Here is a 257-nt window from a genome sequence, read left to right as displayed (position 1 = left end):
ACCACACGCTCCCCCTTCGAGTCCAGAGCCGTCGTCCCCGGCACCGGCGGACGCGACGCACTGCTCGCAGGCCTCGACGCACTGGCCTCCCACGAGGCCAGTGGTGTGGATGCGGCGGTCTCCGGCGCGAAGCCGGGCCGGGCTTCAGGAGCTCCTGTCGTGTTCGTGTTTCCGGGGCAGGGGTCGCAGTGGGCCGGGATGGCGGTGGGACTGCTGGACACCTCGCCCGTGTTCGCCCGCGTGATCAGCGAGTGCGA

General features: G+C 71.6%; 1 protein-coding gene. It reads left to right on the top strand.

The genetic code is table 11. The features are described 5' to 3' along the window. The coding region (locus OO67_RS35520; protein ID WP_033305966.1) for an acyltransferase domain-containing protein at window positions 1-257 on the top strand (257 nt) is incomplete at both ends.

Source organism: Streptomyces atroolivaceus (assembly GCF_000717025.1).
In the GTDB taxonomy this organism is placed as follows: Bacteria; Actinomycetota; Actinomycetes; order Streptomycetales; family Streptomycetaceae; genus Streptomyces; species Streptomyces atroolivaceus.
This window is presented reverse-complemented; position numbering and strand designations above follow the sequence as displayed.